17 protein-coding genes and 1 tRNA gene are annotated in these 26439 nt (G+C 72.8%); 9 read left to right on the top strand and 9 right to left on the bottom strand.

The annotated features are described in order from the left end of the window. Positions 1–2: 2 nt before the first annotated feature. From AB0M03_RS25365 to AB0M03_RS25345, 5 genes are all read right to left on the bottom strand, one after another. Positions 3–668 (bottom strand): TrmH family RNA methyltransferase, encoded by a 666-nt coding sequence (locus AB0M03_RS25365; protein ID WP_363494689.1) that lies wholly within the window; start codon positions 666–668, stop codon positions 3–5. Between the two features lie 11 nt (positions 669–679). Continuing rightward, a complete protein-coding gene (locus AB0M03_RS25360) occupies positions 680–2821 on the bottom strand; it encodes an FUSC family protein (protein WP_363494610.1) in 2142 nt (713 codons plus the stop codon). A 10-nt stretch (positions 2822–2831) separates the two neighbouring features. Continuing rightward, a complete protein-coding gene (locus AB0M03_RS25355) occupies positions 2832–3788 on the bottom strand; it encodes an HTTM domain-containing protein (protein ID WP_363494687.1) in 957 nt (318 codons plus the stop codon). Between the two features lie 92 nt (positions 3789–3880). Beyond that, positions 3881–4513, bottom strand: coding sequence for a DUF5819 family protein (locus AB0M03_RS25350; protein WP_363494608.1), 633 nt, complete (start codon positions 4511–4513; stop codon positions 3881–3883). 145 nt (positions 4514–4658) lie between these two features. Further along, positions 4659–5843, bottom strand: coding sequence for a rhodanese-like domain-containing protein (locus AB0M03_RS25345; protein WP_363494606.1), 1185 nt, complete (start codon positions 5841–5843; stop codon positions 4659–4661). A gap of 362 nt (positions 5844–6205) precedes the next feature. Here AB0M03_RS25345 and AB0M03_RS25340 point away from each other — a divergent pair, with 362 nt between their 5' ends. Then, on the top strand, positions 6206–8977 hold the full coding sequence (locus AB0M03_RS25340; RefSeq protein WP_363494604.1) for a SpoIIE family protein phosphatase: 2772 nt from the start codon (positions 6206–6208) through the stop codon (positions 8975–8977). A 4-nt stretch (positions 8978–8981) separates the two neighbouring features. Here AB0M03_RS25340 and AB0M03_RS25335 read toward each other — a convergent pair whose 3' ends face one another. After that, the gene (locus tag AB0M03_RS25335) at positions 8982–9710 is read right to left on the bottom strand and encodes a hypothetical protein (RefSeq protein WP_363494602.1); all 729 of its coding nucleotides are present in this window, start codon (positions 9708–9710) and stop codon (positions 8982–8984) included. Between the two features lie 286 nt (positions 9711–9996). After that, positions 9997–11775 carry a phosphatidylglycerol lysyltransferase domain-containing protein gene (locus AB0M03_RS25330; RefSeq protein ID WP_363494685.1) on the bottom strand — a complete coding sequence of 593 codons (1779 nt, stop codon included), beginning with the start codon at positions 11773–11775 and terminating at the stop codon, positions 9997–9999. Positions 11776–12106: 331 nt separating this feature from the next. Between AB0M03_RS25330 and AB0M03_RS25325 the strand changes: the two genes are divergently transcribed. Together AB0M03_RS25325 and AB0M03_RS25320 are read left to right on the top strand one after the other, a co-directional pair. Further along, positions 12107–12778: a response regulator transcription factor gene (locus AB0M03_RS25325; RefSeq protein WP_363494600.1), complete on the top strand. Its 672-nt coding sequence runs from the start codon at positions 12107–12109 to the stop codon at positions 12776–12778. Beyond that, positions 12775–13911: a histidine kinase gene (locus AB0M03_RS25320; protein ID WP_363494598.1), complete on the top strand. Its 1137-nt coding sequence runs from the start codon at positions 12775–12777 to the stop codon at positions 13909–13911. Before AB0M03_RS25325 ends, AB0M03_RS25320 begins: the two co-directional genes overlap by 4 nt. A gap of 76 nt (positions 13912–13987) precedes the next feature. Here the strand turns inward: AB0M03_RS25320 and AB0M03_RS25315 are convergent, their stop codons facing one another. Both AB0M03_RS25315 and AB0M03_RS25310 read right to left on the bottom strand, forming a co-directional pair. After that, complete coding sequence (locus tag AB0M03_RS25315) at positions 13988–17020, bottom strand: S53 family peptidase (RefSeq protein ID WP_363494596.1); 3033 nt, start codon at positions 17018–17020, stop codon at positions 13988–13990. A 397-nt stretch (positions 17021–17417) separates the two neighbouring features. Next, positions 17418–17501, bottom strand: a tRNA-Leu gene (locus AB0M03_RS25310). A 452-nt stretch (positions 17502–17953) separates the two neighbouring features. On the opposite strand from AB0M03_RS25310, the gene AB0M03_RS25305 reads away from it, so the two are divergent. From AB0M03_RS25305 to pknB, 6 genes are all read left to right on the top strand, one after another. Next, positions 17954–18820, top strand: a complete 867-nt coding sequence (locus AB0M03_RS25305) for a DUF3662 and FHA domain-containing protein (protein ID WP_363494594.1) — start codon at positions 17954–17956, stop codon at positions 18818–18820. A 12-nt stretch (positions 18821–18832) separates the two neighbouring features. After that, on the top strand, positions 18833–19345 hold the full coding sequence (locus AB0M03_RS25300; RefSeq protein WP_363494592.1) for an FHA domain-containing protein: 513 nt from the start codon (positions 18833–18835) through the stop codon (positions 19343–19345). A 122-nt stretch (positions 19346–19467) separates the two neighbouring features. After that, positions 19468–21069 (top strand): protein phosphatase 2C domain-containing protein, encoded by a 1602-nt coding sequence (locus tag AB0M03_RS25295; RefSeq protein ID WP_363494590.1) that lies wholly within the window; start codon positions 19468–19470, stop codon positions 21067–21069. Positions 21070–21159: 90 nt separating this feature from the next. Further along, positions 21160–22548: an FtsW/RodA/SpoVE family cell cycle protein gene (locus tag AB0M03_RS25290; protein WP_363494683.1), complete on the top strand. Its 1389-nt coding sequence runs from the start codon at positions 21160–21162 to the stop codon at positions 22546–22548. 13 nt (positions 22549–22561) lie between these two features. Then, positions 22562–24025, top strand: a complete 1464-nt coding sequence (locus AB0M03_RS25285) for a penicillin-binding protein 2 (protein WP_363494588.1) — start codon at positions 22562–22564, stop codon at positions 24023–24025. A gap of 269 nt (positions 24026–24294) precedes the next feature. Continuing rightward, entirely contained in the window at positions 24295–26346 is a 2052-nt protein-coding gene (gene pknB / locus AB0M03_RS25280) for a Stk1 family PASTA domain-containing Ser/Thr kinase (RefSeq protein ID WP_363494586.1), read from the top strand. The last annotated feature ends 93 nt before the right edge of the window (positions 26347–26439 follow it).

The following is a 26439-nucleotide window of genomic DNA, read 5'->3' as shown; positions in this document are numbered from 1 at the left end:
CGTCACGGGCGGCCGGCGCCGTTTCCGTGCACCCTGATCCAGGCGTGCATGGCGATGGCGGCGGCCGCCCCCGCATTGATCGACCTCGTCGAGCCGAACTGCGCGATCGAGCAGACCGCCGAGGAGTGCTCCCAGGCCTCCGCGGTCAGCCCCGGGCCCTCCTGCCCGAACAGCAGCACACAGCGCTCCGGCAGCTCGTACGTCTCCAGCGGCACCGCGCCGGGCAGGTTGTCGATGCCGATGACCGGCAGCCCCCGCTCGGCGGCGAAGGCGGCCAGCGTGGCCACCGACTCGTGGTGGCGCACGTGCTGGTACCTGTCGGTGACCATGGCGCCGCGGCGGTTCCAGCGGCGCCGGCCGACGATGTGCACCTGCTCGGCCAGGAAGGCGTTGGCGGTGCGCACCACCGAGCCGATGTTGAAGTCGTGCTGCCAGTTCTCCACCGCGACGTGGAAGCCGTGCCGACGGGTGTCCAGGTCGGCGACGATCGCCTCGCGGGTCCAGTAGCGGTACCGGTCGACCACGTTGCGGCGGTCGCCGGCGGCCAGCAGCTCGCGGTCCCAGTGGTCGCCCTCGGGCCACGGCCCGGGGTGCGGACCGACGCCGATCTCGCGGTCGTCGGCGGTCTGCACGAAGGCGTCGTCGTACTGCTCGCCCTCGTGGGGCACTCCGGTCTCGCTCACGTCCCCGAGGGTACGCGGCGCGGCCGGACGGCCTTCTCCAGGTCGCCCAGGGCCTGCAGCATCAGCTTGGCGCCGGCCCGGGCGAGCGCGTCCCGGTCGTCCTGGCCGGCGCCCGGGGCGTCGCTGTGCCCGGCCGTGGAGCGTTCCGCTCCGCGGTCCGGGCGGCCGTCCCAGCGGGCGTAGGCGTTGCGCAGCCCGTCGAAGTCGACCTGCTCGCCGATCAGCACGGCGGCCGCCGCGATCGCGGTGGAGTAGCGGAGCTCCTCGGCGAAGTCGGCGGCGCCGGGCACCGGCCGGCTGTCGGCGCCGGGCAGGTGGGCCTCCATCAGGACGGCGCTGCGGGCGAGGAGTCCGACCGCGGTGCGGGCCCGGTCGAGCTGCTTGCGGGAGAGGTCGGGCAACCGGTCGGCGTGCCGGACGGGCTCGGCGTCGGCCCGCTCGAGCGCCTCCAGCAGCTCGGCCCGGGCCTCGCGGGCGTCCAGCAGGGCGTCGCGGACCTCCCGGTCGTCCCGCCCGGCCGGGTCGCCGTACGCACCGATCACCGCGGCCCCGTAGCGGCCGGCCGCGGCGAGCCACTCGGCGAGCCGCTCCGTGAGCCGGGCGGTCTGCCAGGTCGGGAAGAGCGCGTAGGCGCCGAGCGCGATCGCACCGCCGAGCAGCGTCAGCAGGACGCGTTCCAGCGCGGTCTCCAGCGGATCGCCGGCCTGCAGCCCGAGCAGGAACACCACGTAGGAGGAGACGCAGGCGGTGGTGAACGCGTACCCGGTGCGGATGGTCAGGTAGGCGCCGAAGATGCACACCACGGCGAGCGCCGTCGACAGCCACGGCCCCGGGTCCAGCACCTGGACGACGGCGGTGCTGACGGCCACGCCGACGACCGTGCCGGCCAGCCTCGCCACGCCCCGGCTGAAGGTCTGCGCGAAGTCCGGGCGCATCACCATGGCCGCGGTCAGCGGCGCCCAGTAGCCGTGGTGCAGCCCGAGCGGCCGCGCCGCCAGGTAGGAGAGGGTGACCACGCAGGACAGCCGGACGGCGTGCTGGAAGACCGCGGAGCGCGGCTGGAGCTGCCGCCTGACGGTCGCGAAGCCGACCGGCAGCACCTGCCAGAACGACGGGCGGCGGCGCTGCGGCGCGCGGACGGCGGAGCGGTCCTGCCGGTCGAGCGCGCCGACCGCCCGGCTGATCTGGGTGGCCAGCCGCTTGGCCGAGCGGCGGGCCGCCCGGGGCAGCTCGGGGCTCTCGGCGACCTCGGCCAGGGTGAGTGCGGGGGTGGTGGTCGGCGGCCGCACCGCCTCGGCGGCCCGGACGGAGGCGGCCAGGGCGTCCAGCAGCTCGGCGGCCGCGGCGAGGATCTCCCGGGCCCGGTCCCGGCCAGGACCCTCCGCGGGGGCGCCCACCGCGGGGTCGGCGAGGGCGGCGAGCGCGGGGCGGATGTGCTCGGCGACGGCGCGCAGCCCGTTCAGCTCGGGCGGGCGGTGCCTGGCCTGCCAGGCCGTCAGGGCGCCGGCCCGCCGGGCGGTCATGAAGGGTCCGGGGTCGACGATCGCGACCGGGTCGTGGCGCAGTCGGCGGGCGTAGTCGCCGAGTTCGGCGTAGGTGTCGGCGAGGGCGTCGCGGTGGCCCCGCCAGGGGTCGATCCGCCACAGGGCGCCGGTCAGCGCCTGCACCGCGCCGCCGAGCGCGCAGAGCAGGCCGTGGCCCACCGCGGTGGGGATGCTGACGGGCAGTTGGACGACGACCAGCATGACGGAGACCGTGGTGGCGGCGACGGTGCCGCCGGTCGAACCGATCGCCCAGATCATGCCCGCCCCGAACGACCAGACGGCCAGCAGGACGGGGAAGGCGCCCGGGACGCCCACCGCCGCGTACCCGAGGAAGGTGCTGATGCCGAGCCCCAGGCCGGCTGCGGCCGCCAGCCCCGCCCGGGGGCGGAAGGTGCGCTGGAAGGTCGCGGTGCCCGCGATGAAGGCACCCATCGCGGCGGAGGTGGCGGGCCCCGTCCCGGCGACGGCCAGCACCGGGAAGACCACCAGGGCGACGGCCACCGCCCCGCGCAGCGACCGCCGCGGGTCGGAGAGTTCGCGTGCCGGGACCAGTCCGGCCTTCGCAGTGTCGCGAAGCGCAACGGACCAGGGCATATCGGGCAGTCTAGGTGCTGCGGCGCCACCCGGCCGGGAGGCGTACGGCGCCCAGCCGCAGCAGGAATCCGGTCGGCAGGAACACCAGGTCGGCGGCGATCATCGCCAGCGAGAAGAACGGCAGGCCGAGGACGACCGCGATCGCCGAGTGCTCGGCGATCATCAGGGCCAGCAGCACGTTCTTCAGCCGCCGGTTGACCAGGGTGAACGGGAAGGCGACCTGGAGCACGACCGTGCCGTAGCTGAGCACGAAGGTGATCAGCAGGCTGGAGCCGAGCAGCGCGGACAGCTCCGGCCAGGGGGTGAAGTAGTCCAGGTGCAGCGGGTAGTGCAGGGCGGTGCCGTCCTGCCAGCGGGAGCCCTGGACCTTGTACCAGCCCGCCGTGGAGTAGATCAGCACCACCTGCGCGGCGATGATCACCATGCCGCAGTTGTGCAGCATGGTGGCCAGCGCGTCCGCCACCGCCCGCACCTCCCCGGCGGGCGCGGCGGCCGCCCGGCGGGCCCGGCGCCGGGCGTCCAGCGACCACACCAGGCCCGAGCGGACGAGCACCAGGTACATCGCCATCAGGTGGACGACGTTGTCGCCGCCGTCGCCGACCAGCACGTTGCGGTTCTGCAGGGAGAGCACGGTGACGGCGAACAGCACGGCGGTGGCACGGGTGCGCCAGCCCAGCACCATCAGCACCGCTGCGGCGATCCCCAGGTGGTAGAGGGTCTCGAACCAGAGCCGGCCGTCCGACCAGGAGAGCACGGTGAAGGCGTGGGTGGCCGACAGCAGCCCGTCGGAGAGCTCGGCCGACCAGGGCGACCTGTCCCCGTACAGCACCCGGCGGTGGGGCCACTCGCGGAGCAGGAAGCCGAGCCAGGCGAGGCCGAAGCCGATCCGCACCACGGCGGCCTGGTGGCGGCCGAAGACGGTGCCGGTGAAGGCGTCGAAGAAGCGCTCGAAGCGGGTGGGCGGCACGGCCGCCGCGGCGGGTGCCCGCTCGTCGGCGGGGGCGGCGGTCTCGGCAGTCCCGGCAGTCTCGGAGGCCGCGGCGGTGGTGCGGGTCTCGCTCACAGCAGCCCCCGGTAGTCGTCCTCGTCCACCGGCCACCAGGGCAGTTCCTGCGGCGCGACGGGCTCCGCAGGCTGCTCGGTGCTCCACGCGGGCGGCGGCACGGCCACCGCCGCGGAGCGGAACTGGATCTGCAGGATGCGCTCGCCGCCGGCGGTGCGGCCGAACCGCTGCAGGGCTATCCGCTTGAGGTACTCCTCGGCGAGCTTGCCGCGCTGCCCGGGCGCGGGCGCGCCCTCCTCCGTCGGATGCGTGGACTCGTAGAAGTCCCAGGCGCGGCGCAGCATGTTCTGGTCGACGTGGCTGGGCGCCGGGTTGTGGCGTATCGCGGCGGCGTCCCGGGCGGTCAGGCCGACCCAGTCGCGGATGTGCACCTCGCCGTCCTCGGCGATGGTCTGCACCCGGGCCTCGACGGTGACGTTCTGCTGCAGCGGATTGGGCGCGAACAGCTTCCAGTTCTGCTCGAACTCGGGGTAGACGATCCCGTCGAGCTGCTCCCGGTACTGCTGCGAGAGCGCATTGGGCGGGGCGTTGTGCAGGAACAGCACGCCCAGCAGGAGCGCGGTGCCGCCGAGCATGCCGGCCCCGGACAGGCAGATCACCGCGAGGGCGGGGGTGGACCAGGTGCGCACGGCGGTCTCCTCCCCTGCGGCTGCCCTGCGGCGACGGTTGCCGGCCATCCTGCCGTACCGCGGCGCCGGACGACAGGAGGATCACGGCGCCGGGCCGCGTACCGGCCCCGGCGCCGTGCGGGAGGTGTCAGCCGTGCGGGAGGTGTCAGAGGACGAAGGGCGCCCGGCCGTCGGTGCCGACCATCGGGCGGCCCGCCGCCTCCCAGGCGAACATGCCGCCGTCCACGTTGACCGCCTCGCGGCCCTGCCCGACCAGGTACTGCACCACCTGCGCGGAGCGGCCGCCGACCCGGCAGACCACGTACAGCTTCTCGTCGGGCAGCTCGCCGAGCCGGGCGATCACCTGGCCGATCGGGATGTGCAGCGCACCGTCCACGTGGCCGGCGTCCCACTCGTCCTGTTCGCGGACGTCGAGCAGGGCGGCGTCGGCCGGCACGGACGCGGCGTCGGTGGTGGGCAGCGCTTGCGCGAACATCGTCGGGTTCTCCTGGGAGTCGGGGCGGGAACGGTGCTGGGAGGGGTCCTCACCTCCATTGTGCCGACCGCCGGAGTGCGGCCCCTGCGGATCGGCGCCGCCGAGCAGCCGTTCCAGTTCGGCGCGCCGTTCGGCGGCCCGGCCGAGCAGCTGCTCGGCGAGCTCCTCCAGCAGGCGCTCCGGCTCCTGCGGCGCCAGCAGCAGCAGCTCGCCCATCGGGGTGCGCTCCAGCCGGACCTGCTCGGCGGCGAGCTGGCCGATCCGCGCGGTCAGCCACTCCAGGCGGCGCAGCAGCCAGTCCGGGCGCTCGGGGGAGTCGGGGGCGGGCGCGCTCTCGGGGGCGGTGGACCACTCGCCGGCGAGCTCCTCCAGGGCGGCGTTGTCGCCCTGCGCGTACGCCTCGTTGACCCGGGCGATGAAGGCGGAGCGGCGCTCCTGCTCGGCCGGGTCGGTGGTCAGGTCGGGGTGGGCGCGGCGGGCGAGGTCGCGGTAGATCCGCTGGGCGTCCCGGTCGGGGCGGACCTTCGCGGCGGCCGGCGGCTCCGGGGCGAGGTCGGCGGCGGCCGGGTCGTCCGGCTCGGCGACCCGGCTGCGGGCCTCGGAGGCGCGGCGCAGCGCCTCCGGATCGCCGCTGCGGGCGGCGACGGTCTCGGCGATCAGCGCGTCCAGCTCGTCGAGGCTGGCGTAGAGCGGGCCGAGCAGCCGGTGGTGGACGAGGGCGAAGTTGTCGATCTCCACCCGGAGGGTTTCGACGTCGACGTCGAGGGTCAGCCAGGCCAGCTCGGCAGCGGCGACCCGCTCCTCCAGCAGCAGCCGCTCGTGATCGCTCCACTGGACGGGGCTCTCCGCGCTCACCAGTCCGCCTCCGCATGCACCCGGTTTCCGAGCCTGCCACCCTACCGGGGGGTGCGGACCGGACGCGGAGGCTCCGTCCGGGTACCCCGTCCGACTGAACTCGCAGCGCACACGGCTGCTCACCCAATGACATGTAACTGATACCGAGGAATCTCCGCGATTCGCTGTCGAAGCCGCCCTCGCACGTGCTTCGCTGGAGGATGCACCGGTGCTGCACCGCAGGCACGCCGCAGTGCCGCACGGGTGCAGGCGTACAAAAGACGGGACACACAGGAGCGGCAGGAGACGAGGCCCAGTACGCCGCCGCCCCCACACGACGGCCGCCCCCAGGCACGGCGGCCAGGCGGGAGCAGACCGAATCCATGGTGGACGAGCCGAACTCCACACCGACCGCCGAAGACCGCACGGGTGACCCTCCTTCCGGAGTGGTCGCCCTGCTGCGCGTGGCCGCGGTGATGGTCGATCCGGACGGCCGGATCGCCCTGTGGAACCGCGCGGCCGAGGAGCTGTTCGGCCACCGGGCCGAGGTCGCCTGCGGCCGTACCGCCTCGGGCCTGCTGCCCGCCGTCGAGCCCCGGCCGGAGACCGGCTCGCCCCGCCCGGGCGCACCGGCCCGGCGCTGCGACGCCCTGGACACGCTCGACGACCTCACCCAGCTCGACACCGCCTGGGCCGGTTCGATGGCCGTGGTCGACCGGGAGGAGCGGCTGCGCGACGTCATCTGGTGGGCCTACTCCCTGGTCGAACCGACCGGCCGCAGCCTGCTCGCCCTGGCCGCGGACGCCCGCCCGCTGCGGGCCGGCGGCCCGCGGATCGCCCTCGGCGAGCGGCTGCTCGCGTACGCGGCGGCGCCGGCCGCGACCGGCGCCTTCCACCGGGTGGCCCCCGCCTTCGCCCCGGCCGGCCGCTCCGGCGCGGTGCCGTTCGAGGGTCTGCTGCCGCGCGGCTCCCAGGAGCGCCGCCGCCGGCTGCTCGACCAGGTCGCCGAGGTCGGCGTGCCCGCGCTCTGGGTGGACGCCGCGACCAGGCTCCCCGTCCTCCCCTACGAGCCGACCGGCCGCGGTGCGGCACGGGTCGCGGCCGGGCTGGTCCGCCGCTACCCGACGCCGCAGCAGCGGGCCGACCGGCCTCGGGCGGCCCGCCGCCCGGCCGATCCGGCGGCGCCCGGCGGGCGCGGCACGATCGGCCTGCAGGTCCTCTCCGCGGGCGCGGCGCGCGGCGCCGACGACGGGCGGGCCATCGGCACCACCGTGCCCGGGCAGCGCGAGTCCGGGGCGGCCACCGCGAACGGCCAGAGCCAGGGAGGCCCCGCCATCGAGTCCACCGCCAACGGCACCGCGCCCGCCCGCACCGCCGTGGGGTCCGCTCCGCCGCAGGGCGGACCGGACGGGCCGGACGCCCACCGCCCCGAGGTGCCCGGGGTGCCCGCCCCGCCGGCGCCGCCGTCCGTGGAGGTGCTGGCCGTCAGCCAGGCCGGCGAACAGCTGGCCCTGCTGAGCGAGGTCGGCAACCGGGTCGGCACCACCCTGAACCTCGACACCACCGCCCGCGAGCTGTGCGAGGTGCTCGTCCCGCGGGTCGCCGACTTCGCCTGCGTGGACCTCCTCGACGGGCTGATCTCCGACTCGGAGCTGCCCGACGAACGCCCCGACGACCGGACGATGCTGCGCCGGGTGGCCCGCGCGGTGAACAGCTCCCCCGGCCACTGGGACCACGTCCTGGACGAGGGCGCGCTGCTCGCGATGCCCCGCTCCACCCCGCCCGGCCTGGCCCTGCAGGAGAACCAGCCGGTGCTGGTGCCGGTGATCGACCCGGACGTGGCGGTGGACTACGCGGCCTCGCTCGGCGGCGGCCCGGACCTCGTCCCGGTGGTGGTCGGCCGCTCGATGCTGGTGCTGCCGCTGTCGGCGCGGGGCACCGTGCTCGGCATCCTCAAGCTGCTGCGGCTGTCCGACCGGTCGCCCTTCGACAAGTCGGACGCGGCGACCCTCAAGGAGCTGGCGGCGCGGGCCGCGCTGTCGCTGGACAACGCCCGGCTGCACCGGGCGGAGTCGCGGGTGGCCACCACCCTGCAGCGCTCCATGATCCCGACCCGCCCGCCGCGCATCCCCGGCGTGCAGATCGCCCACCGCTACCTGCCGGGCGACTCCCGGGCCGAGGTCGGCGGCGACTGGTTCGACGCCATCCAGCTGCCCGGCAGCCGGGTCGCCCTGGTGGTCGGCGACGTGATGGGCCACGGACTGCACTCGGCGGCCGCGATGGGCCGGTTCCGCACCGCCATGCAGACCCTCGCCGCGCTGGACCTGCCGCCCGGCCAGCTGCTGCGCCACTTGGACAACCTGGCGCACAAGCTGGGCGACGACCACCTGGCGACCTGCCTGTACGCGGTCTACGACCCGATCAACCGCACCTGCGAGCTGGCCAGCGCCGGCCACGTCCCGCCGGTGCTGGTCCACCCGGACGGCCGCGGCGAGCTGCTGGAGATCCCGGAGGGCGCGCCGATCGGCGTCGGCGGCGTCCCGTTCGTGGCGAAGCGGATCGACGTCTCGGACGGCTCGATGCTGGTGCTGTGCACCGACGGCCTGGTCGAGGTCCGCGGGGGCGACATAGGAGAGGGCCTGGCCGCGCTGTGCGGCAACCTGATCGACCCCAAGCAGACCCCGGACGAGGCCTGCGACACCGTGCTGGAGCGGCTGCACTCGGACGACCGGGCCGACGACGTCGCCCTGCTGGTCGCCCGCTTCGACGGCGTCCCGCCGAGCGAGGTGGCGACCTGGGAGCTCGGCGTCTCGGAGGAGGAGGTGCGGCGGGCCCGGGCCCTGGTGCGGGACCGGCTCGCCGGCTGGGGGCTGACCGCCCTCACCGACACGGTGGAGCTGCTGGTCAGCGAGCTGGTGACGAACGCCGTCCGGGTCGCCAGGGACCACGTCCAGCTGCAGCTGATCCGGGTGGACAAGCTGCTGGTCGAGGTCAGCGACGACAACCACAACCTGCCGTCGCTGGAGCCGGCCGAGTCGCTGGACGAGCACGGCCGCGGCCTCAACCTGGTGAGCAAGCTCGCCGAGCGCTGGGGCACCGCCCGCAAGGCGGTCGGCAAGGTCGTCTGGTTCGAACTGGCGCTGCCCCGGGCCTGACCGGTCAGTGCGCCGCCGGCACCGCCGCCCGCGGCCCGGCCTCGGCCGCCACCGAGGCCGCCGCGCCGACGCCCGCCAGCACCCGCGGCCAGAACTGGCCGAACACCTCCAGCGCGGCGGCGATCAGGCCGGCCACCAGCACCGCCACCACGTGCTCCAGGCCGGCGAGGTTGGGCAGCAGCACGGCCTCCACGACCATCGCCAGCACCACCGCCCCGCCCGTCCACCAGGCCCGGCAGCGGATCGCCACGCACACCGCGAGCGCCACCACCGCGGCCGAGGGCCCGGTGTCCCGCACGTGGCCGACCGCGCTCGGGAGGCCGAAGAGGTGCTCCGGCCCGAGCTGCACGCCGATCCGCGCGAACAGCGTCCCGGCGAGGGTGCAGGCGTAGGCGACGGCCACGGTGAGACGCCGGCCGAGGACGATCTCGGCGATCCCGAACACCAGGAAGACCTGCACCAGCGCCCCCCAGACCGGCAGGTCCAGCGCGGGCACGTACAGCGAGAGCGGTGTCCTCAGCAGGGAGACCCCGAGCGGCAGCGCGGCCCGCACCACCCCGACCTGGGTGACCAGCCGCTCGCCGCCCGGCAGGTGCTGGACCACCGAGAAGGCCAGCACCAGCAGGGTGGCCGCGGTGGCCAGCGGGACGGAGGCGAACCGGTGCCGCCGCACATGGTCCCGGACGGTGCCGAACAACGATCCCCACTCGGCCGCGGCCGCCCTGACCGCCACCGGCGCCGGGCCCTTCCGCACGCCCCCCGTACGAGCCGTCCGCTCCACCGCTGAATCTCCCCGTCCGCTTTTCGGCCGGACGCCCCCTCGACGCCCCGCCGTGCAATTCCCGGGACATTTCCCGTGAGGCCGGGATTCTCCGGCCGTACTTCCACGGTAGGGACGGGGGAAAAGGAGCGCGTCACCTTGCGAGGCGAATCGCGGATCATACTCAAGATGGAGGGGGGTTACCGATTCGGCGGGTGGCACCCCCCGATCGGCGGCCCTCCGCCCCCCGGCGGAGGGACTACCCCTTCCCGTCCCGCTCCGCCGTCGGCCCCCCGCCGGGCAGCGCCTGTGCGGCGGCGGCCCGGACATGCCGGCGACGGAACAGTGCGGGCAGACTCGGCACCGTGATGAAGCCCTCGGCGCGGGCGCTCGCGATTCCGATGCGCGGAATCTCGCTGCTCTTCTCGAAGAGCAGATAACGCGGCTCCCAGATCGGGCGGTACTTCGCATTGGCGCGGTACAGCGACTCGATCTGCCACCAGCGCGAGAAGAATCCCAGCACGGAGCGCCAGAGCCGGAGCACCGGCCCGGCGCCCAGCCGCGATCCGCGCTCGAAAACGGAACGGAACATCGCGAAGTTCAGCGACACCCGCTCCAGCGCGACCTCGTCGGCGCGTTGCAGCAGCTCGATCACCATGAATTCCATCAGGCCGTTCTCGCTGTCGCGGTCCCGGCGCATCAGGTCCAGCGAGAGGCCGTTGCGGCCCCACGGGACGAAACTCAGCAGCGCGCGCAGCTCGCCGTCGCCGTCGTGGCACTCCAGCATCACGCAGCGGCCGTCGTCCGGGTCGCCGAGCCGGCCGAGCGCCATCGAGAAGCCGCGCTCGGTCTGGCCGTCCCGCCAGTGGTCGGCCCTGTCCAGCAGCGCCGCCATCTCCTCGTCGGGGATCTCCTCGTGGCGGCGGATCCGCACCGTGTACCCGGCCCGCTTGACCCGGTTGTACGCCTGCCGGACGACCCGCATGGCCCGGCCGTCCAGCGAGAACTCGTCGATCTCGACGATCGCCTCGTCGCCCAGTTCCAGCGCGTCCAGCCCGTGCCGGGCGTAGATCACGCCGGCCTCCTCGGAGGCACCCATCACGGCCGGCACCCAGGCGTGCTCGCGGGCCTCCTGCAGCCAGGCGTCGATCGCCCCGGGCCAGGCCTCCGGATCGCCGATCGGGTCGCCGGAGGCCAGCGAGACGCCACCGACCACCCGGTAGGCGACCGCCGCCTTGCCGGACGGCGAGAAGATCACCGCCTTGTCCCGGCGCAGCGCGAAGTAGCCCAGCGAGTCCCGCTCGCCCTGCCGGTCCAGCAGCTCGCGCAGCCGCACCTCGTCGGCCGCGGTCAGCAGCTCCTGGCCGCGGGGGCTGCGGAAGGCCAGGTACAGCACCAGCAGGAAGAGCACCGCGCCCATGGCGTTGATGAAGGCGTTCACCCAGGTCGGCACGGCGATCTCGTCGGCCAGCCGGCCGGACGGGGTGAGGGTCACCATCCGGGCCACCGCGTAGCCGAACCGGGTGCCGAAGCCGGCGCCGTGGATGGTGTTGGTCAGCTGCACCAGCGCCGCACCGACCACGCCGCCGAGCAGCAGCCCGCCGAAGAAGGTCGCCACCCCCGTCTTGGGGTTGGAGCGGTCGCCCTTGGAGGTGAACTCGCGGCGGCCCACCAGCAGCGCCAGGAAGAAACCGACGGTCAGCACGGTGGAGACGTAGTTCAGCGGGTGGTCCGCGAAGCCGCCGCCCGGCAGCAGCATCAGCAGCACGTACAGCACCGAGAACAGCCCGGACACCACCGCGTTGAAGATCCACGCGGCCCGCTTGCGCCGCCGCATCGCCACCGCGAGGAACAGCGACAGCAGCACCGTGGTCAGACCCGCCGTCAGCAGGTACGGGGTGAAGTACTCGCCCTCGTTGTGCTCCTGCACCTGGTCCCGGAACGGGACGGCGAGCACCGCCACCAGGTTGAGCAGGGCCAGCAGCCTCAGGTACCAGACCGTGCCCGCAGCGGCCCGCGGCCGCCAGCGGGCGAGCAGCCCGGCACGTGCTCCGAATTGCGCGGCAGGAACGGCGGTGGGCGCCGGCTTCACAGTGGACACAGCTCCAATTCCAGACGATCAACGTGGGGGACGCATCCGTACGGCACCCGCGGAGGGACGGAGCGGCCCGCACACCCGGTCTCCGAGCGGCCAGGGCCCACAGGGGGCTCCGTGTCCATGGTTCCGCACCCCGGATGAGAATTGCGTGAATCCGGTAGCCGATTCGGACCCCCGCCGATCGGCGGGGGTGTCCACCCCGCCGGTGGACCGAACCGCCGGCCGCCGACCCCCTAGGCTCGAAGAGAGCCGCGCACGCCCGAGGAGAGCCATGCCACCGATCCGCGTCCTGATCGTGGACGACGAGGTCCTCGTCCGATCGGGCCTCGGCCTGATCGTCGGATCGGCCCCGGACCTGGAGGTGGTCGGCGGCTGCTCCGGCGGCCAGGCCGAGCAGCAGACCGTCGACCTGCGGCCGCAGGTCGTCCTGCTCGACATCCGGATGCCCGACCTGGACGGCATCAGCGTGCTGCGCAGGCTGCGCGCCCTGCCCGACCCGCCGGCCGTCGCCATGCTCACCACCTTCGACACCGACGAGTACATCGGCACCGCCCTGCGCGCCGGCGCCGCCGGCTTCCTGCTCAAGGACACCGCGCCCGAGCAGCTGGTGCACGCGGTGCGGGTGCTCGCCGCCGGCGGCAGCATGCTCTCGCCGACCGTCGCCCGCACCGTGATCAACGGCTACGTCGAGGGCGGCGGCCCCGACGCGGACGCCGCCGCGCTCGCCCGCCAGCTCACCAGCCGCGAGCTCGACGTCCTCGCACTGCTCGGCGAGGGCCTGTCCAACGCCGAGATCGCCGACCGTCTCTACCTGGGCACCGGCACCGTCAAGGACCACATCAGCGCCATCCTCGCCAAGCTCGGCGCGGCCAACCGCGTCCAGGCCGCCGTCGTCGCGCACCGTGCCGGCCTCGTCCGCAGCCAGGGCAACCCCGGCGCATGACCGGCCCGAGAACACTCCCGGCCTGGTGCACCGCGACCTGGCTGATGCTGCTGCTGCCGGTGCTGGTCTCCCTGCTGGACGCCGCGCTGGTCTCCAAGGGCGCGCGCTGGTGGGAGGCCGCGCTGTCGGTGCTCGCCGCGCTCGCCCTGCTGCTGCGCCGCCGCTTCCCGGTGACGGTGCTGCTGCTGACCCTGCCCGGGGCGTTCGTCGACTACATCTGGATCGCACCGATGACCGCGGTCTACTCGGTCGCCGCCCAGCGGGCCGCGCTGCGGGTCACCGCGGTCTGCGCCACCGCCTTCGCCCTCGTCGAGTTCTTCCACTGGCCGCTCTCCGACCACCCGCTCGAGCTCGATCGGGACAACGCGCTCTACGCCATCCAGTGCGTGATGCTCGCGGCCGGCCCCGCCGCGCTCGGCCTGCTCGCCCGCACCCGCCGGGAACTCGCCGACCGGCTGGACGAGCTGACCCGCGGGCAGCAGCGCGAGAGCCGGCTGCTCGCCGAGCGGGTGCTGGCCACCGAGCGGGCCCGGCTCGCCCGGGAGATGCACGACGTGGTCTCCCACCAGGTCAGCCTGATCTCCATCCAGGCCGGGGCACTGCAGGTCTCCACCGGCGACCCGGCCTCGAAGGACACCGCCTCGACCATCCGCGAGCTCGCCGTCCGCACCCTGCAGGAGCTCCGGCAGATGGTCGGCGTGCTGCGCGCCGCCGGGGTCCAGCACGACGAGCCGCTCGCCCCCCAGCCGCGCCTCGCCGACCTGCCGCGGCTGATCGGCGGCAGCGGGCTCGCGGTCACCAGCGACCTCCCCGCCGACGGTCGGCAGTGGCCGGAGGCGGTGGAGAGGGCCGCCTACCGGACGGTCCAGGAGGCCCTGACCAACATCACCAAGTACGCGCCGGGCGCCGCGGTGACCGTCCGCGTGGTGGGCGGCGGCTCCCGGCTGCTGGTGGAGGTGCACAACGCCGCGCCGCCGGACGGCGCCTCGGAGCTGCCCGTCCTGCCGGGCGGCGGGCACGGCCTGGTGGGTCTTCGCGAGCGCGCCCAGCTGCTCGGCGGCACCCTGGTCGCCGGCCCCACCGCGGACGGCGGCTTCACCGTCCGCGCCGCCCTCCCGGCGACGGCGGACTGAGCCCGGGCACACGCGAGGGCGGCGCCCTCCCCGCGAGGGGAGGACGCCGCCCGGTGCCTGCCGAACCGATCGGGGATCAGTTCACGCTGTAGTAGCCCATCAGGTCGACGATGACGTCGGCCGGGCTGTTGGTGGCGATGTCGACCGTGCCGTTGTTGACCGGAACGATCACCGAGTTGGCGATGGTCTGGCTGCCCGCGGTCCAGTTGAGGTTGGACGAGGCCGGCCGCGCGGTGCCGCCCGGCCAGGCGTTCAGGTAGCCGCCCCACTGGGTGTTGGTCACCGTGATGTTCAGCACGACCGAGGTCGCACCGGACAGCACGCCGTTGTCGTTCAGGTTGACGTGCAGCACGTTGCCGTCGCCGATCTTGCCGGCGTAGGGGGCGCCCTTGCCGGTACGGGTGTCCACGAGGCGCTTCGGGCCGGCGACGTGGAACTTGCTGCCGGAGGCGTCCGAGGTGAAGTAGCCGAAGACGTCGGCGAGCACGTCGACCGTGCCGTCCAGGCCGTTGTAGAACGTCACCTTGCCGTCGGCGCCGACCGGCACGACGACCAGGTTCGGCACGGTCTGGCCGTTGGTCCAGTTCAGGTTGGACGACTTCGGCACGAAGGTGCCGGTCGGGTCGGTCGGGTAGACCGCCATCCAGCCGTTGCCCTGGCCGCGGGTCACGGTGGTGTTCAGCACGACCGCGGTGACGCCGGTGTCCGGCACGCCGAGCGAGACGCCCTTGGCGGAGACGCCGCCGGCGACCTTCACGTCGATCTTCTTCTTGCCGCCCACCGGGGCCTGCGCGACGTTCGCGTCACCCGCGTAGCGGGTGTCGAACAGGCGGGTCGGTGCCAGCGGCTTGAAGGTCGCACCGGCGGTGTCCGGCGTGTAGTAGCCCATCAGGTCGACGACCATGCGGACCGGGCCGGTCCAGCTGCCGTTGAACAGGCTGACATTGCCGTCGGTGCCCACCGGAACGGTGACCACGTTCGGGACGGCGACGCTGCCCTGCATCCAGTTGAGGTTGGAGGAGAGCGGCATCGTCTTGCCGGTCGGCCACGCGGTCAGATAGCCCGGACCGTTGGTGTTCGCCACGGTGACGTTCAGCACGACCGAGGTGACACCTGCCGGCACACCGCTGTTCGCCGAGCCGGCGACCTGCAGGGTGGTGGCGGTGCGGGAGGCGACACCCGGGACACCGGTGTCCAGCAGGCGCTTCGGCTGGACGCTGGTGTAGGTGCCGGCCGGCTGCGAGGGCAGCTGCTGGCACAGGGCGCTCATCACGGCCCGGCCCTTCGGCGAACCGAGGCCGCTGGCCAGGTCGTAGCCCGCGAGAGCGGAGTACTTGCCGGAGCCGCTGATGTCGTTGTTGCCGATGGTGACGTCGTTGAACACCGAGCCGTCGAGCTTGTGCAGGATCGGGTTCAGGTAACCGACCGGGCCGTTGGCGGCGCAGTCGGTCGACGAGTTGGCCAGCGCGACCAGGGCCGCCCAGAGCGGGGCCGCGGCGCTGGTGCCGCCGTAGATGTTGGCCCAGAGGGTGCCCTCGGCGTCGATGTCGGTGAAGATCAGGTAGCCGTGGGACGGGTCGGCGAGGGCCGACACGTCCGGCACCTGGCGGCAGGACGAGCCCGCAGCGGCACCGCAGACGTTCGAGTACTGCGCGGCGTGCTGGGCGTTCCACGGGAAGTCGGTGTCGCTCAGCGCCCAGCGGGTGGACAGACCGCCACCGCCGGAGCCGCCGTCGTGGTTCCACACCGAGATCGGACCCGGGAAGGTGCCGAGGCCGGAGTGCGAGGTACCGCCGACACCGGTCGCGTACGGCTGCGAGGCCGGGCTGTCGGTGTTGAGCACGTTCTCGTTGAGGCCGGAGCCGTTGCAGTCGGTCGAGCCGGCGTCGCCCGCGGCGGCAACCACGGACTGCCCCTGGGCGGCGGCCTGCTTCAGGATCAGGTTCAGCGTGTTCTCACGCCCGGAGTCGCGCTCCGCCTCGCACCGGCCCCAGCTGATCGAGACGACCTGTGCGCGGTTGTCGTTGACGATCCGCTGGTAGGTGTCGATGACGCCCTGGCCGTTGTTGACGCCCTGGTAGACCAGGATCGACGCACCCGGCGCGAGCGACGAGACGGTGTCCACGTCGAGCGCGGTCTCGCCGCCCTCGCCGTGGTCGACGTCCGGCGCCTTGGTGACGAAGCCGGGCATCGGGATGTTGGTCACGCTGGTCTTCGTACCGTTGCAGGACTGCCAGGCGGCGGCCGCGCGGGTGTCGTAGTTCTCCAGCGAGAGGATGGCGATCGTGGAGCCGGCGGCGCCGTCCGCGATGCCGTACACGTCGTAGGCCTGCGCCAGCGCCGCGGAGCTGTAGTAGTGCTGACCGTCCACCAGACCGGCGTTGCCGAGGATGGTCTTCCACTCGCTGCAGAGCTGCGGGTAGGCACCGATGTTGCGCGACTTCTCCGAGTCGATCGCCGGGCCCTTGATGGCGGCCTTGGACTTCACCACCGAGCGCGGCTTGTAGGTCGCGGTGGTGTCCAGGCCGACCACGCCGGCGATCTTGCCGGCCAGGTCGCCGCGGACGGCCGGGGCCTGGGTGTTGGCGTAGGCGGTGGTGCCGTCGGACAGCTTGTATCCGGCGAAGTCGGTGTTGAACGCCTTCTTCGCCTCGGCGACGGTCGCCTTGACCGGGATGGTCAGGCCGTTGGCGCCGATCTCGCCCGGGTGCAGGCCGGCCTCGGTGAGGGCCGCGCGGACGCTCGCCACGGTGGCCGGGTCGGCGCCGAAGCGCTTGCCGAACTCGCCGGTGCCCAGGTAGTGCTTGTACAGCGGGGAGCCGGGGGTGGAGACGGCGTTGACGAACGTGGTCAGCGCGGTCTGGTCCTTCGGCTGCAGGGTGATGCTGAGGTCGAGCTCGGTGCCGTCGGCCGGGGCCGCCGTCTTGACGGCGCCCTTCGGCACGACGGGGGCAGAACCGATGCGCTTGGGCGCGAGGGACTCCGCCTGGGCGGTCGCGAGGACGGGCAGGCCGGCCCCGGAGACCAGGGCGGCCGTGGCGACGGCAAGGGTGGTCGCACGTCCTGCCGCCCGCATTCGCGTCCTGGTCGGACCCGATGGGTCGAGCATCCGCGTTCTCCTTGGGATGACAATGCAGCGGATATGAGCGGAATTCCGGACAGAACGTCGTTTCCACGATCGAAAGACAAGAGGCCGGCGCGCCGCGTCAGCAGCGGTCTTCCGGCTGAAACCCCCACGTACAACCCCCCGTGGGGACGCCCGAGTTGGCACCATCGACGCCAAACGGACATTTCAATCGAACTGTCGGACGGAAATTCCGCTGCATGTTCTACCAGTCGGCGCCGACACGAACCGTTCGGGGGCACCTGCTGTTATCAGGCAGAGACATTGTCGGAGCGCGGACATCCCGGAATTCGCCCGAACTCCCCCCAAATCCGCCCCACCGCACGGCGGAGTCGGACAACGAGAAAGCCCCGCAGATCCGAAGATCTGCGGGGCTTCGCTGTGCGCGAGGGGGGAGTTGAACCCCCACGCCCTTTCGGGCACTGGAACCTGAATCCAGCGCGTCTGCCTATTCCGCCACCCGCGCATGGGTGCTGTCGTAAGATGCTTGCCGCTCTTCCGACCTGTCGAGAACCTTACCGTATCTCTCCGGGTCTTCCGTCCGGCTCCCTCTCGGGCGCCCCTTCCGACGTGGAAAACATTAGCACGGCCTGCGGGCTACCTCCGAATCCGTTTCCCCGCCACCCGTGCAGCCGCCCCCCTGCGGGGCGGACGAACGGGTGACCGAGGGATGAGGATGGGCTCGTGCGGGTACCCCCCGCTTGCCGCGCGGCCCGTTCCGCGACGGCGTCCGCACCGGGCCCACCGTCCGATCCGGCACCCGCCGGGCAGGTGGCGGGGGGTGTGCCCGGTCTCACGCCCCGGGACCACGTTCCCGGGGAACCGTACGGATGGGCCCGACGTGGATACGATCAGTACGGAAAACCGCAACCCGGCCCGCGAGCGCGGCCCGGCCGACGCCCTGGAAGGGGGTGCCCCGTGGGAGTCCTGAAGAAGTTCGAGCAGCGGCTCGAGGGTCTCGTGAACGGCACCTTCGCCAAGGTGTTCAAGTCCGAGGTCCAACCGGTAGAGATCGCCGGCGCGCTGCAGCGCGAGTGCGACAACAACGCCACCATCTGGAACCGCGACCGCACGGTGGTCCCGAACGACTTCATCGTCGAGCTCAGCCCGCACGACTACGAGCGGCTCAGCCCGTACGCGGGCCAGCTCGGCAACGAGCTCGCCAACATGGTCCGCGAGTACGCCGAGGCGCAGCGCTACAGCTTCATGGGCCCGCTCCAGGTGTCGCTGGAGAAGGCCGACGAGCTGGACACCGGCCTGTACCGGGTGCGCAGCCGCACCCTCGCCGGCGAGGAGCCCGCGCAGCACCAGCCGCAGCCGCCGGCCGCCCCGGGCGGTTACGAGCGGCGTCCGACCCCGCCCGCGCCCGGCGCACCGTGGCAGCAGGGCGCGGCGCCGTACGGTGCGCCGCCGCCGCCCGCCGCGCCCCCGCCGGTGCCGCAGGGCCCGCCCGCGGCCGGCGGCAACGTCCGCCCCTTCCCGGGCGCCGGCCACAGCGGTGCGAACACCCGCCGCTGGGTGGAGGTCAACGGGACCCGGCACCAGATCACGGGCAACGCGTGCGTGCTCGGCCGCTCGACCGAGGCGGACATCCGGATCGACGACCCCGGCGTCTCCCGCAAGCACGCGGAGATCCGGCCGGGGACGCCGGCGATGGTGCTCGACCTCGGGTCCACCAACGGCATCGTGGTGGACGGGCAGCACACCCAGCGCGCTACGCTCCGCGACGGCTCCCGAATCGTCCTCGGGTCCACCACCATCGTCTACCGACAGGTCGAAGGGTAGAGCGGGCCACTCATGTCAGAACTGACCCTGACGGTCATGCGGCTGGGCTTCCTCGCCGTGCTGTGGCTGTTTGTCATCGTCGCGGTCCAGGTCATCCGCAGCGACCTGTTCGGGACGAAGGTGAACCCGCGCACGTCGCGGCGCACCGCCCCGACCGCAGCCGCGTCCACCGGCCGTCCCCCCCAGCAGGGCGGGGCCGGCGCCCCGCCGCAGCCGCGCCAGCGCCGCGGTGCGCCCACCCACCTGGTGGTCGTGCAGGGCTCGCTCGCCGGCACCACCGTCGCCCTGCAGGGGCAGACGATCACGCTGGGCCGGGCCCACGACTCCACGATCGTGCTGGACGACGACTACGCCTCGTCCCGCCATGCCAGGATCTTCCCGGATCAGACTGGGCAGTGGACGGTCGAGGATCTAGGCTCCACCAACGGCACCTATCTGGACCGGCAGCGGCTCACTGCACCGATGCCGCTCCAGCCCGGAATGCCGATCCGTATCGGCCGGACCGTCATCGAACTGCGGAAGTAGCGGCGCATGAGGGACACCACCCCGTCCAAGACCAGCCGGGAGCGCGGCCGCCGCGCTGCCGCTGCCGTGCGCGCCCGCGGCATGGTCGCCACCGCTCGGGCCCGGAAGGGGGCGGCGACCGCATGAGCCTGGTGCTGCGCTTCGCCGCCGGCTCCCACAAGGGCCTGATCCGGGAGGGGAACGAGGACTCCGGCTACGCCGGTCCGCGGCTGCTCGCCGTCGCCGACGGCATGGGCGGTGCGGCGGCCGGCGAGGTCGCGTCCTCGGAGGTGCTCGGTTCGATCGTCCGGCTGGACGAGGACATCCCCGGCGCCGACCTGCTGACCCTGCTCGGCGACGCCGTGCAGGGCGCCAACGACCGGCTGCGGCAGATGGTCGAGGAGGACCCGCAGCTCGAGGGCATGGGCTGCACCCTGACCGCGATGCTGTGGACGGGCCAGCGGATGGGCCTGGTGCACATCGGCGACTCCCGGGCGTACCTGCTGCGGGACGGCTCGCTGACCCAGATCACCCAGGACCACACGTGGGTCCAGCGGCTGGTCGACGAGGGCCGGATCACGCCCGAGGAGGCGGAGACCCACCCCCAGCGCTCGCTGCTGATGCGGGCGCTCGACGGCCGCGGCCAGGTCGAGCCGGACCTCTCGATCCGCGAGGTGCGGGCCGGCGACCGCTACCTGATCTGCTCGGACGGCCTGTCCGGCCCGGTCAGCCACCAGACCCTGGAGGACACGCTCGGGAGCTACTACGCCCCGGAGCAGACCGTCCAGGAGCTGATCCAGCTGGCGCTGCGCGGCGGCGGCCCGGACAACATCACCTGCATCGTGGCGGACGTCATCGACGTGGGCGCCACCGACACGCTCAGCGGCCGGCTCGCGGACATCCCCGTGGTGGTCGGCGCGGTCGCCGAGGCGCAGCCGCACCACGGCGACCACAACCTGCTGAACACCCCGGCGGGCCGTGCGGCGGGCCTCGGCCGCCCGCAGGCGCCGCAGGGCGCCTTCGGTCCGGCCAACGGCTACGACCCGGCCGGCTTCGGCCCGGCCGAGGGCTACGACGACGAGTACGGCGCGCAGCAGGGCTACGGCGCGGAGGCGCAGCCGTACGACGGGTACGACGAGGAGCGGCCGTCCCGGCGCCGCCGCAAGGGCAGGAAGCTGAAGGTCTCGCTGGCGGTGCTGGCGGTCCTCGGCCTGCTGGGCGGCGGCGGGTACGTGGGCTGGCGGTGGACGCAGGACCAGTACTACGTCGGCGCGGACGGCGACGGGGTGGCGGTCTACCGCGGGCTGAACCAGTCGCTGGCCGGCCTGAGCCTGTCCTCGGTGTACGAGCCGCACGCCGACATCGAACTCAAGTTCCTGCCGACCTACCAGCGGACGCAGGTGACGAAGACCATCCAGGCCAAGAGCCTGGCGGACGCGCGCGAGCAGGTCCGTACCCTGGGGACCCAGGCGGCGGTCTGCAAGAAGGTCGCGCAGGGCGCCAAGCCCGCCGAGGGCGGCACCCCGCAGCCCGGGGCGAGCCCGAGCCCCAGTCCGTCCGCCTCCCCGTCCGTGTCCGGCACCGCGCTGACCACGGCCGGGTTCAAGTCCGAGACGGCCGCCCCGGGGGCGAGCCCGAGCCCCAGCCCGAGCACCGACACCCTGAGCACCGGCAATCCCGGCACCACGCCCGAACTGACCGAGCAGGAGAAGCAGCTGGCAAGCTCCTGCCCGACGACCCCCTAGCACCAACCCCGCCAGGGGCCTCAGCCGTCGGGGAGCGGCCTACACGTGAGCACCTTTGACCTGAGCAACAACGCCACCGAGCGCCGCGGCCTGCGGCGGGGCAACACCACGATCACCCCGCAGAACGCGCCGAACCGCCGCAACACCGAGCTCGCCATGCTCGGCTTCGCGGTGGTGCTGCCGATGTTCGCCTACGCCAACGTCGGCCTCGCCATGGACGGCTCGCTGCCGACCGGCATGCTGGCGTACGGCCTCGGCATGGGCACCCTGGCGCTGGTCGCGCACCTGCTGATGCGCCGCTTCGCGCCTTATGCGGACCCGCTGCTGCTGCCGCTGGCGACCCTGCTCAACGGGCTCGGCCTGGTGATGATCTGGCGGCTGGACAAGGCCGGCAAGCTGCTGGCCAGCAACTTCCCGGCGGCCGCGAACCAGCTGATGTGGTCGGGCCTGGGCATCGCGTTCTTCATCGGCGTCATGGTGCTGCTGAAGGACCACCGCATCCTGCAGCGGTACACGTACATCTCGATGGCGGTGGCCCTGGTGCTGCTCGCCGCGCCGGCGTTCTTCCCGGCCCGGGCGGGCGACTTCGGCGCCAAGATCTGGATCCACATCGGCAGCTTCTCGATCCAGCCCGGCGAGTTCGCCAAGATCATCCTGACGGTGTTCTTCGCCGGCTACCTGATGGTCAAGCGGGACGCCCTGGCGCTGGCCAGCCGCCGCTTCATGGGCCTGTACCTGCCGCGCGGCCGCGACCTCGGCCCGATCATCGTGGTCTGGCTGCTGTCGATCCTCATCCTGGTGTTCGAGACCGACCTCGGCTCCTCGTTCCTGTTCTTCGGCCTGTTCGTGGTGATGCTGTACGTCGCCACCGAGCGCACCAGCTGGATCCTCTTCGGCCTGGTGATGTCCTTCGGCGGCGCGGCCGTGGTCGCCTCCGTCGAGTCGCACGTGCAGACCCGCATCAACTCCTGGCTCGACCCGATGGCGGCCTTCGCCGACCCGCCGCCGCCCGGCACCTCCGAGCAGATCGGCCAGACCCTGATGGCCTTCGGCTCCGGCGGCGTCACCGGCACCGGCCTCGGCCAGGGCCGGTCCTGGCTGATCCAGTTCGCCGCGAAGAGCGACTTCATCCTCGGCTCGTTCGGCGAGGAGCTCGGCCTCACCGGCATGATGGCGATCTTCCTGCTGTACGGCCTGATCGTGCAGCGCGGCCTGCGCACCGCGGTCGCCGCCCGCGACCCCTTCGGCAAGCTGCTGGCGGTGGGCCTGTCCTCCGCCTTCGCACTGCAGGTGTTCGTGGTCGCCGGTGGTGTGACCGGCCTCATCCCGCTGACCGGTATGACGATGCCCTTCCTCGCCCAGGGCGGTTCCTCGGTGGTGGCGAACTGGGGCCTGATCGCCATCCTGCTCAAGATCAGCGACAGCGCGCGCCGCCCGGCCGCCGACCCGGAGCCGGCCACCGCCCCGGCTGCGGCCTGAAAGGGATCGACACGTGAACAAGCCCATCCGCCGGGTCGCGGTCTTCTGCCTGATCCTGATCCTCGCCCTGATGGTGCGCACCAACTGGGTGCAGGGCGTCCAGGCGCACGCCTGGGCCACCAACAAGAACAACGACCGGAACAAGTACGACCGCTACGCCTACCCGCGCGGCAACATCATCGTGGGCGGCCAGCCGGTCACCAACTCCGACTTCGTCAACGGCCTGCGCTACAAGTACAAGCGCAGCTGGATCGACGGCGCGATGTACGCCCCGGTCACCGGCTACTCCTCGCAGTCCTTCGGGACGAGCCAGCTGGAGTCGCTGGAGGACGGCATCCTGGCCGGCACCGATTCCCGGCTGTTCTTCCGCAACACCCTCGACATGCTGACCGGTGACGACAAGAAGGGCGGCGACGTCGTCACCACGATCGACGCCAAGGCCCAGAAGGCGGCGTTCGAGGGGCTCGGCAACAAGAAGGGCGCGGCGGTCGCGATCGACCCGCGCACCGGCGCGATCCTGGCGCTGGTCTCCACCCCGTCCTACGACCCGGGCACCTTCTCCGGCAGCTCGGCGGCGGACGCCAAGGCCTGGACCGACCTCAACGCGGACCCGAACAAGCCGATGCTGAACCGGGCGCTGCGCGAGACGTACCCCCCGGGTTCGACCTTCAAGCTGGTCACCGCGGCCGCCGCGTTCGAGGACGGGAAGTTCCAGAAGCCCGAGGACGTGACCGACACCCCGGAGCAGTACTTCCTGCCGGGCACCAAGACCGAGCTGAAGAACGCCAGCAAGACCGAGCCCTGCGCGAACGCCACCCTGCTGACCGCGATGGACTACTCCTGCAACACCGTCTTCGGCAAGATCGGCGCCGAGCTCACCGGGCAGAAGCTGCGCGCGCAGGCCGAGAAGTTCGGCTTCAACAACAACAAGGTCGAGGTCCCGATCCGGGCCACCACCAGCGTCTTCCCGACGAACTCCTCCCCCGACGGCACCGCGATGGACGCCATCGGCCAGCACGACACCCGGGCCACCCCGCTGCAGATGGCCATGGTCGCCGCGGCGATCGCCAACAACGGCACCCTGATGGAGCCGTACCTGGTCGACCAGGAGCGCTCCAGCACCCTCGCGGTGGTCTCCAAGCACTCCGAGAAGGTGATGAGCCAGGCGGTCTCGGCCGGCACGGCGCAGAAGCTCCAGCAGCTGATGGAGTCGGTGGTGCAGAACGGCACCGGCACCAAGGCGAAGATCGACGGGGTCACGGTCGGCGGCAAGACCGGCACCGCGCAGCACGGCCAGGACAACAGCGGCCTGCCGTTCGCGTGGTTCATGTCCTACGCGAAGGGCGCCGACGGCAAGCAGGTCGCGGTGGCGGTCGTGGTCGAGAACGGCAGCAACGACCGCAGCGAGATCAGCGGCGGTTCGATCGCCGCGCCGATCGCGAAGAGCATCATGCAGGCGGTGGTCCAGGGCAAGTAGCACGGGGGCCGGGCACCGACCTGAGGGAATCGTCACAGCGGGACCGTTCCGATGCATACCGGTCTGGTCTCAGCTGGCAGGCTGTTCGGGTTGCCGTGGGTTCGCCCGGTAGCGTATCCGCCAGCAGCGGGTCTACCCACTGCCAAGCCGTGGCTCCGGCCGCGGGGTCGGCGCCACAGAACCGCTGGGGCGGCGGCAAGCGTCCAACAGTGCGTGCGGGGACACCTACGTCACATCCTCACCGGCCGGTGAGGGAGAGGGTCGGAACTATGGAAGAGCCTCGTCGCCTCGGCGGCAGGTACGAGCTCGGCGGCGTCCTCGGACGCGGCGGCATGGCCGAGGTCTACCTGGCCCATGACACCCGGCTCGGCCGCACGGTCGCCGTGAAGACCCTCCGCGCGGACATGGCCCGCGACCCCTCGTTCCAGGCGCGCTTCCGCCGCGAGGCCCAGTCCGCGGCCTCGCTGAACCACCCCGCCATCGTCGCCGTGTACGACACCGGCGAGGACTACATCGACAACATCTCCATCCCGTACATCGTGATGGAGTACGTCGAGGGCTCGACCCTTCGCGAGCTGCTGCACTCCGGCCGCCGCCTCCTGCCGGAGCGCGCGCTGGAGATGACCATCGGCATCCTGCAGGCGCTGGAGTACTCGCACCGCGCGGGCATCGTCCACCGCGACATCAAGCCCGCCAACGTCATGCTGACCCGGCAGGGCAACGTCAAGGTCATGGACTTCGGCATCGCCCGGGCCATGGGCGACGCCGGCATGACGATGACCCAGACCTCGGCCGTCATCGGCACCGCCCAGTACCTCTCCCCCGAGCAGGCCAAGGGCGAGACCGTCGACGCCCGCTCCGACCTGTACTCCACCGGCTGCCTGCTCTACGAGCTGCTGACCGTGCGTCCGCCGTTCGTCGGCGACTCGCCGGTGGCGGTGGCGTACCAGCACGTCCGGGAGGAGGCGCAGCCGCCGTCCGCCTTCGACCCCGAGGTCCGCCCCGAGGTCGACGCGATCGTGCTCAAGGCCCTCGCCAAGGAGCGCGACTACCGGTACCAGAGCGCCGACGAGATGCGCGACGACATCGAGCGCTTCCTCGACGGCCTCCCGGTGGCCGCGGCCCAGCAGGCCGCCGCGTACGGCATGGGCGGCGCCGGCTACGGCTACGACCAGGGCGGCGCCCCGCAGTACGACCCGTACGGCCAGACCAACCTGCTGCCGCAGCAGGGCGCGGCCGGCCCGACCACCATGCTCCCGCCGGTCAGCTCCCCGCAGTCGGGCTACGGCTACCCGCCCCAGGCGCACGACGACGGCTACGGCGGCGGCCAGGGCGGCGGCTACGACGACGAGGACGGCTACGGGCGCAGCAGCCGCCGGCAGAGCCAGCAGAAGAAGAACAACACCTCCTGGATCGTGCTGGCCGTCGCGGCGGTACTGGTCCTGGTCGGTGCGTTCTTCGTCGTGCAGGCGATGCTGAACAGCGGTGGCGGCGGCGGCAAGACGACCGCACCGAACCTGGTCGGCCTGAGCCTCGCCGACGCGCAGACCAAGGCCAAGGCGCAGAACGACAAGCTGCTGGTGCAGGCCGGCGACCCGATCGCCTGCCCGGACGCGAAGATCCAGAAGGATCAGGTCTGCACCCAGGAGCCGGTCGCCAACTCCCAGATCGACGTGAGCACCCCGATCAAGGTGCACCTGTCCTCCGGCCCCGTGGAGACGGACATCCCGGACGTCACCGGCCAGTCGGTGGACGCGGCGACCACGACGCTGCAGGGCAAGGGCTTCACGGTCAAGACCGAGATCAAGAACGACGACTCGGTCGCCCAGGACAAGGTCATCTCGTACGACCCGAAGGGCAAGGCCGCGGCCGGCACCCAGATCACCCTGACCATCTCCGGCGGCGCCGACAAGGTCCCGGTGCCGAGCGTGGTCGGCCAGACCAAGGACGCGGCCAACCAGGCGATCACCGACGCCAACCTGCAGGTCAAGGTCAACACCCAGCCGGTGACCGACCCGGCGCAGGTGGACCTCGTCCTGAACCAGAGCCCCAAGAGCGGCCAGCTGAAGAAGGGCGCCACGGTCACCATCACGGTCGGCAAGCTGGCGGACAAGCCCTCCGTGCCGATCCTCGTGGGCAAGACCTACAAGCAGGCCTTCGCGCTGCTGACCCAGAAGGGCCTCCAGCCGCAGGTCATCTTCGGCCCGCAGGACGACAACGCCATCGTGCTGACCAGCGACCCGCCGTCCGGCACCCCGGTCGAGCCGGGCACGGTCATCCGCCTGACCACCAAGCCGGGTGACACGCCTCCGGGCAACTGACGACCGAACGCACCGGAGGGGCCGCGCACCGCCGGATCCGGTCCCGGCCCCGCACCGCCGTCTGATCGCCGAGCTCAACGGTCCGGTCCAGGC

The sequence above is a fragment of the Kitasatospora sp. NPDC051914 genome, assembly GCF_040680995.1.
In the GTDB taxonomy this organism is placed as follows: domain Bacteria; phylum Actinomycetota; class Actinomycetes; order Streptomycetales; family Streptomycetaceae; genus Kitasatospora.
This window is presented reverse-complemented; position numbering and strand designations above follow the sequence as displayed.